The sequence below is a fragment of the Rathayibacter festucae DSM 15932 genome (assembly GCF_004011135.1).
Lineage (GTDB): Bacteria > Actinomycetota > Actinomycetes > Actinomycetales > Microbacteriaceae > Rathayibacter > Rathayibacter festucae.
Genome location: NZ_CP028137.1, coordinates 803,352 through 816,461 on the forward strand (window position 1 = coordinate 803,352; position 13,110 = coordinate 816,461).

A 13,110-nucleotide genomic window follows, 5' to 3' on the forward strand; every position below is an offset into this window, starting at 1 on the left:
AGCCTGAGCCGTTTTCCGGTTCGCACTGCGAGAATCACCAGTTATGACGTCCCTCGATGAGACCCGCTCCGCAGTCGGCACGGCATCGGACCGCGGTGCGGCTCCCGGGTCGGCGATGACCCGCGAGGAGTTCAGCGCCCACTGCGCCGCGATCCTGAAGAACCTGTGCAGCGTGATCGACGGCAAGGACGCCGAGGTCTCGATGGCCCTGACCGTGTTCCTGGCGGGCGGCCACCTGCTGATGGAGGACGTCCCCGGCACCGGCAAGACCGTGCTGGCGAAGTCGCTGGCGGCCTCCGTCGGCGGCACCGTCTCGCGGATCCAGTTCACCCCGGACCTCCTGCCCTCCGACGTCACCGGGGTCTCGGTCTTCAACCAGGCCACGCGCGACTTCGAGTTCAAGCCCGGCCCGGTGTTCGCGAACGTGGTGATCGGCGACGAGATCAACCGCGCCTCGCCCAAGACCCAGTCGGCGCTGCTGGAGTGCATGGAGGAGCGCCAGGTCTCGGTCGACGGCGTGACGCACATCCTGCCGCGGCCGTTCGCCGTGGTGGCGACGCAGAACCCGGTCGAGATGGAGGGCACCTACAGCCTCCCCGAGGCGCAGCGCGACCGCTTCATGGCGCGGCTCTCGCTCGGCTACCCCGACGAGCGCGCCGAGCTCGAGATGATCCGCACCCGCGACGCCGCGAGCCCGCTGGAGGAGCTGCGCCAGGTGGTCGGCCACGATCAGCTCGCCCGGATGATGGACTACGTCCAGTCGATCTACGTCGCCCCGCCGGTGCAGGAGTACGTGGTGGCGATCATGCAGGCGACCCGCATCGATCCCGAGCTGCGCCTCGGCGGCAGCCCGCGCGCGACCCTGCAGCTGATCGCCGCGGCGAAGGCGCTCGCCGCGATCAACGACCGCGACTTCGTCGTCCCGGACGACATCGACGTGCTCGCGGTGCCGGTGCTCGGCCACCGGCTGCTGCCGGCGACCCGGCTCCCCGGCCGCTCCGGCACCGGCGCCTCGCACTCCGTCACCGAGATCGTCCAGCGCATCGTCGCCGCCACCCCCGTCCCGTTCAGCGGCCGTGCCGACTGAGCCGCGCGGTCCCCGCGCCGGCGCACCCCGGTCCCGTGAGCCCCAGCGGCGCGGTGCGGAGCGGCCGGCTCGGCGCATCGGCGCGCTCCCGGCCGTCCGGGGGGTCGCGCTCACCCTGCGCGGCTGGGCACTGGTCGTGCTCGGCGCGCTCGGGATCGTCGTCGCGCCGGTCATCGAGTTCCGCGAGCTGCTCTTCGTGGGGATCGTCCTCCTCGGCCTGCCCGTCGCCGCCGTCCTCGCGCTGCTCGCCGTGACGCCCGTGCTGCAGGTGCAGCGGCGCTTCGCCCCGCAGGTCGTCGCGGTCGGCGACGTGGTCGACGTCGACGTCGTCCTCGACAACCGCGGCGCGGCCCTGCGGGCCGGTGCCCGGGCGGAGGACCGGCTCGACCGCGTCGAGCGCGGTCTCGTCTCCGGGCGCACCGTCGCCCGCGGCGCGTTCACCCTGCCGGCGGTCGCGCAGCGGGGGAGCGGCTCGAGCCGGGTCCGCGCGCGCTACCGCCTCCCCGCGGGGCGGCGCGGCATCCACCGCATCGGCCCGCTGCGGCTCCTCCGCGGCGACCTCTTCGGCCTGGCCGTGCGCGAGACGATCGCCGGCGCGGCGCAGCCCTTCGTGGTCACTCCGCGGGCCGTCCCGCTGCAGAGCGACGTGCTCGACGCCCACGGCGCCGGCGGCTCCAGCCCGGTCGCCCACGCGACCGCCGGGGCCGGGACCGACGACGTGATCCCGCGCGACTACCGGCCCGGCGACGCCATGCGCCGCGTGCACTGGCGGGCCAGCGCCCGCTCGGGCGAGCTCAAGGTCCGCCAGGACGAGCAGAACACCGACCCGCACGCCTGGATCCTGCTGGAGACGCGCGCCGCGCGCATCCTCGACGAGCGCGGCGGCGACGACCGCCTGGAGTGGGCGGTCTCGATGACCGCCTCGCTCGCGGTGCACCTGCTCGAGCGCGGCTTCGAGACGCACCTGATCGAGACCGGCGCGCCCGACCAGCCCGTCCGCTCCGAGGACGAGCGCGAGGCCGCGCACGACGTGCTGCTGCGCCTGGCCGAGCTCGCCCCCGCCGCCGAGTCGGTCGAGGCGGTCGGCCGCATCGCCGCCGAGATGCGCGATGCGGGCGGCAGCCGCCCGGTCTTCGCCGTCCTCTCCCGGCTGCACGAGGAGGACCTCGCCGCTCTCGCCTCCCTCGCCGCCCACGCGCGCCCGGCCGTCGCCTTCCTCGTCGGCGGCACGCCCGAGGAGGAGGCCGCGCTCGGCTCCCTGGGCTGGTACCCCGTCCCGGTCACTCCGCGCACCGCCGTCGAGGAGGCGTGGGCGCAGGCCCTCGCGCTCCGGGTGGTCGCGTGAGCCGCCGCGGGCGCGACGCCCGCTCGGGCTCGGTCCTGCTCTCCGTCCTGCTCTGGCTCTCGCTCGTCACCGCGTCCTCCGGCATCGGCCGCCTCCTCGAGGGCATCGGCTGGCTCGTCCAGCTGGCCGTCGCGGTCGGCGTCGTCCTCGCCGTCCCGGCCGCCGCGCGCGCCGTCCGCTCTCACCCGGTCGTCCCGCCGATCCTCGGCACCCTGGCCGCCGTCGGCGTGCTCACCGCGATGTTCGTGCCCGGGCGGGCGCTGCTCTTCCTCGTCCCGACGCCGGGAGCGATCGCCGACGCGCAGACACTCGCCCAGGCCGGCTTCACCTCGATCGCCGAGCAGGGCCTGCCGGCGGTCGCCGACAACGGCATCGCCTTCCTCCTCGTCGGCGGTGTCGTCGTGCTGGCCTGGGCCGCCGACCTCTTCGCCTTCTCGGTGCGGCTGCCCGCGCTCGCCGGTCTCTTCCCCGCCACCCTGCTGGCGGTGCCGGCGATCATCGACCCGGCCGACGTCTCCTGGCCGAGCCTGCTGCTCACGGCGCTGGTCTACCTCGGGATCCTCGCGGTCAGCGCGCGTCCCGAGCGCCGTGCGCCGCGCGGGGGCTCGCTCGGCGCCGCCGTGCCGTCGATCGCGATGGCCGGGGTCGTCGTGATCGCCGCGGGGCTCGTCGCCGGCTCCGCGGGCGGCTTCACCCGCGTCTCCACGCCGTCCGGGGTCTCGGGCACGCTCTTCAACGGCTCGATCGACCCGGTCGTCGCCCTCGGCGCCGACCTCCGCCGGCCCAACCCGGTGACGGTGCTGCGCTACTCGACCGACTCCGACCTGCCGGTCTACCTCCGCGTGCTCACCGTCTCGGACTTCGAGGGCGAGGACTGGGCGCCGAGCGACACCGAGGAGACGGCGGACATCGCGGCTCCCATCGCGCCCGCCGGTCTCGGCGAGGCCGTTCCGCGCGAGACCGAGGAGGTCGACGTCTCGGTCGAGACCCTGCGGAGCCGCTGGCTGCCGGTTCCCTACCCGGTCTCCGAGCTCAGCGGGGTCGGCGACGGCTGGCTGCAGGACGTGCAGGACGGCTCGATCCGCGGCGACGCCACCACCCGCGCGGGCGACGAGTACCAGGTGCAGGCGCTGCGCCTCGAGCCCGATCCCCAGCAGCTCCTCGACGCGCCCGTGCCCACCGGCTTCGAGCGCTACCTCTCGCTCCCGGAGGACGTGCCGGAGATCGTCCGCAGCACGGCGACGGAGGTCACCGCGGACGAGGTCACCGCCTACGACCGGGCCCGCGCGCTGCAGACCTTCTTCCGCTCGTCCGAGTTCCGCTACTCCGAGGACACCCCCGCCGAGGAGGGCTACGACGGCGACGGCGTCGGCGTGCTCGCCTCCTTCCTCGAGGTCCGCGAGGGCTACTGCGTGCACTTCGCCTCGGCGATGGCCGTGATGGCGCGGGAGCTGGGGATCCCCTCCCGGCTCGCCATCGGCTACCAGCCCGGCTCGGTCGTGCCCTCGCCGGGCACCGAGCTGACCAGCTACCGCGTGCAGTCGTCCGACCTGCACGCCTGGCCGGAGCTGTACTTCGAGGGCGTCGGCTGGCTGCCGTTCGAGCCGACGCCGAGCCGCGGCGCCCCGGCCTCGTACACGCTGCCGAGCGCGACGACCTCCGCCCCGTCGACGACCCCCGGAGCCGCCGCGAGTGCCGCGCCCGGCGCGGAGCCCGGCGAGACGGCGACGCCGACGCCCACGGCGTCGACCGCGACGGCGACGCCCGGGGCCCTCGGCGGCTCCACGACGTCCACAGCCCCGGTCGTCACGCTCTGGTCGCTGCTGGTCCTGCTGCTGCTCGTGCCGTGGCTCCTGCGCGTCGTCCAGCGCGCCGTGCGCCGGCGCCGGGCGGCCGACGGATCGCTCGAGCCGGCCTGGGCCGAGCTGGTGGCGAGCGCGCGCGACCTCGGTGTCCCGGTCGAGGACGGCGAGTCGCCGCGAGCCCAGGAGGCTCTGATCGCCGATGCCCTCGGTGAGGACGAGGGCGCACGGGCCGCGCTGCGGGAGCTCCGGCAGGGGGTCGAGCGCGTCCGCTACGCGCCGGTGCTCGCGGAGCAGTCCGCGGGCTGGCGCGCGGCGACGACGGTGGTCGCCGGACTGCGCTCCTCCGCCGGCACCGGCCGCCGCCTGAGCGCGGCCGTCGCGCCGCGATCGGTCCTCCCGGGCCTCACGCGGGTCCGGCGTCCGAGGTCCGACCTATGATCGTCGGGTGATCCCGGACCCCCTCGACGCCTCGCTCGCGCCGCTGATCGGCCCGCGCACGGCCAAGCCGATCGAGAAGGCGTTCGGCTACCGCACGGTCGGCGAGCTCCTCGGCCACTACCCGCGCCGCTACGCCAAGCGCGGCGAGCTGACCGACGTGTCGCGGCTGCCGGTGGGCGAGAACGTGACGATCGTCGCCGAGGTCCGCGAGGTGCGCTCGCGCGAGATGAAGAACCGCCGCGGGGGACTGCTCGAGGTGATCATCTCGGACGGCACCGGCACCCTCTCGCTGACGTTCTTCGGTCAGCCCTGGCGCGCCACGCAGCTGCGCCGGGGCGTGCGCGGCATCTTCGCCGGGACCGTCTCGATGTTCCGCGACACCAAGCAGCTGACCCATCCGGACTACCGCCTCTTCGAGGACGAGGAGGTGACGGCGCACGGCCCGATCGCGAAGTCGGCGCTCACGAAGGACTGGACCGAGCGGCCGATCCCGATCTACCCCGCGACCAGCACGATCGCGAGCTGGCAGCTGCAGGCGGCGATCGACGTGGTGCTCGACGACCTGAAGTACGTGCAGGACCCGATCCCCGCCGAGGTGCGCGCGAACCGCAAGCTGCTCGACCTCGGCGCCGCGCTCGAGCTGATCCACCGGCCGCAGCGCGAGGGCGAGGAGATCCCGGCGCGGGACACCCTGCGCTTCCACGAGGCGTTCCTGCTGCAGCTGGCTCTGCTCGAGCGGCGAGCGGCGGCCCGCTCGACACCGGGGACCAGGCGGGTCGCCGAGCCCGGCGGTCTGCTCGAGCGCTTCGACGCCGCGCTGCCGTTCACGCTGACCGACGACCAGAGGACGGTCGGCCGGGAGATCGCCGGCGACCTCGCGGCCGAGTCGCCGATGTCGCGGCTCGTGCAGGGCGAGGTCGGCTCGGGCAAGACCCTGGTCGCGCTGCGGGCCATGCTCGCGACGGCCGAGAGCGGCGGGCAGTCCGCGCTGCTCGCGCCCACCGAGGTGCTCGCCGGTCAGCACCTGCGCTCGATCGTGCGCACCCTCGGGCCCGAGCTGGCGGCGGAGCTCTCGCCGACCCTCCTGACCGGCGGCCTCGGCGCCGCGGCCCGGCGCGCGGCCCTGCTGAGGATCGTCTCGGGCACCGCGAAGATCGTGGTCGGCACGCACGCCCTGCTCGGTGACAAGGTCTCGTTCTACGACCTCGGTCTCGTGGTGATCGACGAGCAGCACCGCTTCGGCGTCGACCAGCGCGACGCGCTGCGGCGGAAGGGGGCGCAGCCGCCGCACGTGCTCGTGCTGACCGCGACGCCCATCCCGCGGACGGTCGCGATGACCGTCTTCGGCGACCTGGACGTCTCGACGATCCGCGAGCTGCCGGCCGGCCGGCCGGGCATCACCAGCCACGTGGTGCCGCTGGCCGATCACCCCGCCTGGATCGCCCGGGCCTGGGAGCGGGCCGAGGAGGAGATCCGGAAGGGCCATCAGGTCTACCTGGTCTGCCCGGCGATCGAGCCCGGGGAGCCGGCGGAGGGTCCGCTCGCCGGTGACGACGAGCCCGCGGCCACCCCGCTGTCGACGGTGTCGGAGACGATCGAGGGCGTCCACGGGCACGCCCTGCTCGGGAAGCGGCGCTCGGCCGCCCTGCACGGCCGGATGACGGCGGAGGAGAAGGACGCCGTCATGCGGGCCTTCGCGGCAGGCGAGATCGACGTCCTCGTCTCGACGACGGTCATCGAGGTCGGCGTCGACGTGCCGAACGCGTCGATGATGATCGTCCTCGACGCGGAGCGGTTCGGCGTCTCGCAGCTCCACCAGCTGCGGGGCCGGATCGGGCGCGGCGGGGTGCCCGGCGTCTGCCTCTTCGTCACCGCGGCCGAGGCAGGCACGACCGCACGCGAGCGGGTCGAGACCGTCGCGGCGACCCTGGACGGCTTCGAGCTGGCCGAGGCCGACCTCGAGCTGCGCCGCGAGGGCGATGTGCTGGGCGACTCGCAGTCCGGCGGGCGCTCCTCCCTGCGCCTGCTGCGCGTCGTGCAGGACTCCTGGCTCATCCTCGAGGCCCGGGTGCTGGCCGAGCGGCTGCTCGAGACCGATCCGGTGCTCGCCACGCACGACCGCCTGCGCGCCGCGCTCGAGCGCCGTGTGCAGGAGCGCGACCGCGAGTTCCTCGGCAAGAGCTGACCCCCGACGGGGTGGCCGGGGCCCGGCCGGCCCGCCGGGGTGCCCGATACGCTGGGGGCATGGCCCGCATCGCCGTCGTCCCCGGCTCGTTCGACCCCGTCACCCTCGGGCATCTCGACGTCATCGAGCGCGCCGCGCGCCTCGTCGACGAGCTGCACGTCGTCGTCGTGCACAACCCGTCCAAGACCGCGCTGCTGCCGATCGCGCAGCGCGTGGCGCTGATCGAGCAGTCGATCGCCGAGGCCGGCATCGAGGGGTCGATCGTCGTCGCCTCCTGGAGCATGGGACTGCTCGTCGACTACTGCACCGACGTCGGCGCGAGCATCCTGGTGAAGGGCATCCGCTCGCAGGTCGACGTGGCCTACGAGACGCCGATGGCGATCGTGAACCGCAACCTCGCGCACGTCGAGACCGTCTTCCTCCTGCCGGACCCCGCGCACGCTCATGTCTCCTCCTCGCTGGTGCGCCAGGTGTCGGGACTGGGCGGCGACGTCTCGCCCTACGTGCCGCCGGCCGTCGCGGCGTACCTCGCCTCCTGACCTCTCGCTCGCACGTTCCGGGCCCGGGCCGCAAGCGCCCGGGGGGCGTGCGCTCCGCGTCTCCGGCGCCTGGGACAATGGCGGGATGAGTGCGATGCGCGTGGCGGCCTGGGTCCTCGAGGGGATCCCCGAGGTGGTCCCGGGGGACGACCTGCTCGAGCTGATCCTCGTGGCGGTCGCGGCCGCTCCGGAACCCGACCGTCCCGTCGACGGCGACGTCCTCGTCGTGACCAGCAAGGTGGTCTCGAAGGCCGAGGGCCGGGTCGTCGCGGCCGACGACCGCGAGGACGCCATCACCGCCGAGACGGTCCGCGTCGTGGCCACCCGCGCGCACGCGCACGGGGTCACCCGGATCGTGGAGAACCGCCTCGGCATCGTCCAGGCCGCGGCGGGGGTCGACTCCAGCAACGTCGCCGAGGGCACCGTCCTGCTGCTGCCCGAGGATCCGGACGCCTCGGCCCGCGCCCTCTGCGCAGGTCTGCGCGAGCGGCTCGGAGCGCGCGTCGGCGTCGTCGTGAGCGACACGCTCGGCCGTGCCTGGCGGGTCGGGCAGACCGACGCGGCGATCGGCGCGGCCGGCCTGCTGGTGATCGACGACCTGCGCGGCGCCGTCGACGCGCTCGGCCGGACGCTCGCGGTGACCATGCCCGCGGTCGCCGACGAGATCGCCGCGCTCGGCGACCTGGTGAAGGGCAAGGCGACCGGGCACCCCGTCGCTGTCGTCCGCGGTCTCGACCGCTTCGTCAGCGGTCTCGACGCACCGGGCGCCCGCACGCTGACCCGCACCGGTCCGGACGACATGTTCCGCGTCGGCGCCGACGAGGCGCACGCGGAGGGCTACGCCGAGGGCCACGCGGCCGGGCTCGCGGCAGCGGCCGGGCGGGTCGCGTCGTGAGCGGCGCCTGGACCGCCGTCGTCGTCTACCGGGGCCGTGGCACCTCGAAGACCCGCCTCGAGCTCGTGGCGCGCTCCGCCCTCGCCGAGGCGTTCCTCCTCGACACCCTGGCCGCGGTCGGCGCGGCGGAGTCCGTGGGCGCCGTCGTCCTCGTCACCTCCGACATGTCTGCGGTGGAGCGGGCCGCGCTCGAGCACCCCGGCCTGCACGTCGTCGGCGATCCCGGGCAGCTCAACCCCGCCGTCGCCGCGGGCATCGCGGCGGCGCAGGACCACCGCCCCGGCTCGCCCGTCATCGCGCTGACCGCCGACCTGCCCGCGCTCACCGCCGCCGATCTCGACGCCGCGCTCGCCGCCGCCGGCGACACCCCGGCGATGGTCGGCGACCGCGCCGGCAGCGGCACGACCGCGCTGCTCCTGCCCGGCGGGACCGGCCCGGAGCCGGCCTTCGGCCTCGACTCGCGGGAGAAGCACGTCGCTGCCGGCTACCGCGTGCTCGAGCTGCCCGAGTCCTCGACGCTGCGGCTGGACGTCGACACCGTCGACGACCTGCGCCATGCGGAATCGGTCGGGGTCGGCGCCTGGACGGCGCGCGAGCTCGCCGACCCGGCCTGAGCGCCCGGGACACGTCAGTCGGCGAGCAGTCCCTCCTCGAACGCCGCGGTCAGTGCGCGGTCCACGGGCAGCGGCTGTCCGTCCGCCGCGCGGATCGGCACGGCGCGCCGGGTGCTCGACACCAGCCAGGCCGCGTCGGCGCCGGCCAGCGCCGCGACGGGCAGGTCCCGCCGCGCGGAGGACAGGCCGCACCCCTCGCCGATCGCCAGCACTCTCGCCACCGTCGTCCCGTCGAGGATCCCGGCGCCGGCTGCGGGCGTCACGAGCACCCCGTCCGCGAGCAGGACGAGACTCGAGGTCGCGCCCTCGAGCAGGAGGCCGTCGCTCGTGCGCCAGACCACGTCGTCGGCGCCCCGCCGCTTCGCCTCGCGCAGTGCGGCGCGGGTGACGGCGCCGGAGGTCGTCTTGACGCCGCTGAGCAGCCAGGGGGCCTCCTCCTGCACCCCGTGCGGGTAGCCGCGGTCGAGCACGGCGACGGCGGCGCCCCGGTCACGCAGCTCCGAGGAGTCGGCGGTCGGCTCCGCGCGGACCGTCGCTCGCGCCGTCGTGGCGTCCCGGTAGCCCGCGACCAGCCGGATGCTGAGGTCCTCGACCGCGTCGTGCTCGGTGACCGCGAGGGCGATCGCCGCGGACCACACCTCGGCGGACGGGATCTCGAGCCCGACGGCCGCGGCGGAGGCCGCGAGGCGCGCCAGGTGCTCCTCCTGCCCGCGGGCACGGCCGCGGATCACGGCCAGCGTCTCGAAGACGCCGTCGCCGCGCAGATAGCCCGGCTCGTCGACGCGGACGAGGCCGGCGCCGGGATCGCGGAGCAGGGGAGTGCCGGAGTCGTCGATCTCGACGAGGACGGGGGAGGTCATGCCCCCATCCTGGACCGCCGGGCGGCTCGGCGTGCGGCTCAGCGGGCGGTCAGACCGCGCGCCACGTCCTCGGCTGTGAGCAGCTCGCGCGGCGGCTCCGCCCGCGCTCCGGCCGCGCCGAGGACGTCGACGGCGGCGAGGGCGTCGAGGTCCAGACCCGTCGGCCCGGCCAGGCTCGACACCGCGACCTGGAAGGTCCGGTAGGCACCGAGCGGGGCGAGGCCCTCGCGGTCCTCGCCGTCGACGATCCGCCGCACCAGCGCGGTCTGGTCGAGCAGGTACGCGCTCGCCGCGAGGGTCGTGCCGTCGGGGCTCCAGGCCGCGATCTTCCAGAAGCGCAGCGGGACGCCGATGCCGCGGTAGACCGGGTCGCCCTCGGCCAGCATCGGTCCGGTGAAGACGTCGATCCGGGCGCGGTTCGCCTGCGCGTACTCGAGGACGAGGTCCTCGAGGCCGAGCCACAGCTCCTTGGACTGGTTGAAGCCGCTCGCCTGCGGCGCCGCGTTCGTGTAGCAGAAGCTGTCGACGTTGCCGGCGCGCGCCTCGGCCGGCTCGCCCCAGACGGGGTCGCGACGGCGGACGAGGTGGCCGCGGTCGAAGTCGTTCCGCGCGTACACCTCCGGCCCGGTCTGCTCGCTCGCGGGCACGCGCTCGTCGAGGTGCCAGTCGTCGCCGCGGCCGAGGTCGAGCAGCCGCGCGCCGTCGATGTTCACCGCGGTCGAGAGCGCGAGCCGGCGCTCCGGGTCGAGGAGCACCTCGAAGTGCGTGTACGGCAGCTGCCGCACCACGCGCTCGCCGGAGGGACGGGGCGCCGCGAGCGGGGCGCCGAGGAAGCCGGGATCGAAGCCGCTCACTGGTCGACCTCCGCCGTCGGGGTGGTGGTGGGCGTCGCGGTCGGCAGCGGCGTCGGAGTCGCGGTCGGCTCCGCGGTGGGCTCGGCCGTGGCGGTCGGCGCCGTGGTCGCCGTGGGAGCGGGCGCCTGCGTCTCGGGCGCGGGCACCAGGGCGCCGTTGCTCACGAGCAGCGTGATGCTGGAGTAGCGGGCGATCGTCGTCCCGGCGCCCGGGTCGGTGCCGGCGACGGTCCCGGCGGGCGTCGCGGAGTCGACGGTGGCGCCCTCCTCGACGTCGAAGCCGAGGTCCTCGAGCACCTCGGTCGCGTCGTCGACGGACTGCCCGGCGACGTTCGGCACGGCGATCTGCCGGCCGTTCAGCAGCGCGCTGCTCGGCTCGGCGAAGTCGTCTCCGCCGTACTTCTCGTCGGCGGCCGTCATCACCCTGTTCCAGATGTAGTGGCGGATGTTCGACGCGTACGCGCGCGCGTTCGTCTCCGCGCTGCGGACCAGCACGCCGCGCATCGACGCGTCGCCCGTGATGTTGCCGACCCAGACCACCGTTGCGATGCGGCTGGACGCGCCGTCCATCCAGGTGTGCACGGCGTCGTCCGTCGTTCCGGTCTTGCCGATGTGCTCGATGCCGTCCTCCGGATCGGAGGCGGCGGCGGTCCCGCCGGTGACGACGTCCTGGAGTGCGTCGTTCGCCACGGCGGTGAGCTCGGGGGAGAGCGCCTGGGTGCAGGTCGAGACGGGCGCCTGGACGCCGACCCCGGTCGAATCGGTGATCGCGTCGATCGCGATCGCGGTGCAGGCCGTGCCGTTGTTGGCGAAGCCGGCGAAGGCGGTCGCCATCGAGATCGGCGCGATCTGGTCGGCCGAGCCGAGGATCGCCGAGGGGATCGGCTGCAGCGGAGCGCCGGAGGCGGTCTTCACGCCGAAGGCGGCGGCCTGGTCGCGGATCGCGCAGAGGTCGAGCTGCTGCGCCATCGCGACGAAGACGGTGTTGATCGAGCGCATCGTGCCCTGCAGCACGCTGTAGGTGCCGTTCTCGTCCTCGTCGTTGCCGACGGCGAAGCTCCCGTTCCACTCTCCGCTCGGCTCGCAGGAGGAGGGGAACTCGGTGAAGGTGCGCTCGCGTCCGTTCACCGTCTCGTAGATGGTGTGGCCGTTGGCGATCCACTGCGCGAGCGTGAAGATCTTGTAGGTCGAGCCGACCTGGAAGCCGGCGGATCCGCCGTAGGCGGTGTCGGCGTTGAAGTTGATCGCGGAGAAGTTCTCGCCGTTGACCGAGCCGGCCGCGTCGTAGTCCTTGTTCTGCACCATCGCCAGGACCCGGCCGGTGCCGACCTCCATCGAGAGCGTCGAGCTGCCGATGTTGACGTCGTCGATCGGGGTCTTCGGCACCCACTCGTTCGTGGCCGCCGTCGCGACGTCCTGGAGCTCGCGGTCGAGCGTCGTGTAGATCTTGTAGCCGCCGCGCTGGAAGTTGGCGAAGCGGGTGTTCTCGTCGTCGCCGAACGCGGGGTCGTTCTGGATGACGCGGGTCACGTAGTCGCAGAAGAAGGCGGCGTTGCCGGCCTGCTGGCAGCCCGTGGGCGTCTCCTTGATCGCCGGGACGACCTCCTCGGCCACCGCCGCGTCGTGGTCGGCCTGGGAGATCTTCCCCTCCTCGAGCATCCGGTCCAGGACGTAGTCGCGCCGGACCTTGTTCTCGGGGATGTTCTCCGGCTGGTCGATCCGGAGGCCGTTGGGGTTGTTCACCGTCGCGATCAGGCTGGCGGCCTGGGCGAGCGAGAGCGTCGCCGCGGTGCTGGAGAAGTAGTACTCGGCCGCGGCCTGGATCCCGTAGACCTGCCCGCCGAAGCCGGCGATGTTGAGGTAGCCCAGCAGGATGTCGTCCTTGCTGTACTTCTTCTCGAGGTCGACGGCGAGCTTCATCTCCTTGAGCTTGCGCGCCGGCGTCGTGGCGGTCGCCTCGTCGTAGGCGGCCTGCGAGGCGGCGGCGTCGGTGTCGCTGAGCGCCTCGGCCTTCTGCACGAGGACGTTCTTGACGTACTGCTGGGTGATCGAGGACCCGCCCTGCAGATCGCCGCCGACCACGTTGCTCAGCACCGCGCGGATCGTGCCCTGCAGGTCGACGCCGCCGTGCTCGTAGAAGCGCGGGTCCTCGGTGGAGACGGCCGCGTCCTTCACGAACTGGCTGACCTGGTCGAAGGCCACCTCCTCGCGGTTCTGCGCGTAGAAGGAGGCGAGGAGACCGTCGGTCCCGTCGGCGTTCTTCGCGTAGATCTCGGTCTTCTGCGCCAGCTGGCCCAGCTCGAGGTACTCGGGCACGGTCTCGAAGAGGCCGATCGGGTTGTTGGCGGCGAGCCCGGTGACGGCGAGGGCGGGAGTGACGCCGACGGTGATCAGCAGCCCTCCGGCCAGGCTCGCTCCGACGACACCGAGGACGCGGGCGAGCACGCCGCTGCGGGCGGTTCCTTGCGCAGACATGGCTAAGAGAGTAG

At 74.2% G+C, this 13,110-nt stretch carries 10 protein-coding genes; 7 read left to right on the forward strand and 3 right to left on the reverse strand.

The features are described 5' to 3' along the window. The first annotated feature begins 115 nt into the window (after nt 1–115). The 7 genes from C1I64_RS03750 (at nt 116) to cofC (ending at nt 8,908) form a co-directional block, all read left to right on the forward strand. Complete coding sequence (locus C1I64_RS03750; RefSeq protein WP_208110582.1) at nt 116–1,087, forward strand: AAA family ATPase; 972 nt, start codon at nt 116–118, stop codon at nt 1,085–1,087. Then, nucleotides 1,077–2,432 (forward strand): DUF58 domain-containing protein, encoded by a 1,356-nt coding sequence (locus C1I64_RS03755; protein ID WP_127886250.1) that lies wholly within the window; start codon nt 1,077–1,079, stop codon nt 2,430–2,432. Before C1I64_RS03750 ends, C1I64_RS03755 begins: the two co-directional genes overlap by 11 nt. Beyond that, nucleotides 2,429–4,675 carry a transglutaminase TgpA family protein gene (locus C1I64_RS03760; protein WP_127886251.1) on the forward strand — a complete coding sequence of 749 codons (2,247 nt, stop codon included), beginning with the start codon at nt 2,429–2,431 and terminating at the stop codon, nt 4,673–4,675. Before C1I64_RS03755 ends, C1I64_RS03760 begins: the two co-directional genes overlap by 4 nt. Nucleotides 4,676–4,682: 7 nt before the next feature. Further along, nucleotides 4,683–6,860 (forward strand): ATP-dependent DNA helicase RecG, encoded by a 2,178-nt coding sequence (locus tag C1I64_RS03765; protein WP_244209396.1) that lies wholly within the window; start codon nt 4,683–4,685, stop codon nt 6,858–6,860. 59 nt (nt 6,861–6,919) lie between these two features. After that, entirely contained in the window at nt 6,920–7,399 is a 480-nt protein-coding gene (gene coaD, locus C1I64_RS03770; RefSeq protein ID WP_123445577.1) for a pantetheine-phosphate adenylyltransferase, read from the forward strand. An 85-nt stretch (nt 7,400–7,484) separates the two neighbouring features. Continuing rightward, nucleotides 7,485–8,294 carry a coenzyme F420-0:L-glutamate ligase gene (gene cofE / locus C1I64_RS03775; RefSeq protein ID WP_425272893.1) on the forward strand — a complete coding sequence of 270 codons (810 nt, stop codon included), beginning with the start codon at nt 7,485–7,487 and terminating at the stop codon, nt 8,292–8,294. Then, entirely contained in the window at nt 8,291–8,908 is a 618-nt protein-coding gene (cofC, locus tag C1I64_RS03780; protein WP_127886252.1) for a 2-phospho-L-lactate guanylyltransferase, read from the forward strand. Before cofE ends, cofC begins: the two co-directional genes overlap by 4 nt. A 14-nt stretch (nt 8,909–8,922) precedes the next feature. On the opposite strand, the gene C1I64_RS03785 is transcribed toward cofC, so the two are convergent. Genes C1I64_RS03785 through C1I64_RS03795 form a run of 3 tightly spaced genes read right to left on the reverse strand, consistent with a single transcriptional unit; the run spans nt 8,923 to nt 13,096 of the window. Beyond that, the gene (locus C1I64_RS03785) at nt 8,923–9,768 is read right to left on the reverse strand and encodes an aminotransferase class IV (protein ID WP_127886253.1); all 846 of its coding nucleotides are present in this window, start codon (nt 9,766–9,768) and stop codon (nt 8,923–8,925) included. Between the two features lie 38 nt (nt 9,769–9,806). After that, a complete protein-coding gene (locus C1I64_RS03790) occupies nt 9,807–10,622 on the reverse strand; it encodes a DNA/RNA non-specific endonuclease (protein ID WP_127886254.1) in 816 nt (271 codons plus the stop codon). Then, nucleotides 10,619–13,096, reverse strand: a complete 2,478-nt coding sequence (locus tag C1I64_RS03795) for a transglycosylase domain-containing protein (protein WP_127886255.1) — start codon at nt 13,094–13,096, stop codon at nt 10,619–10,621. The genes C1I64_RS03790 and C1I64_RS03795 overlap by 4 nt, the downstream gene beginning before the upstream one ends. Between the last annotated feature and the right edge of the window lie 14 nt (nt 13,097–13,110).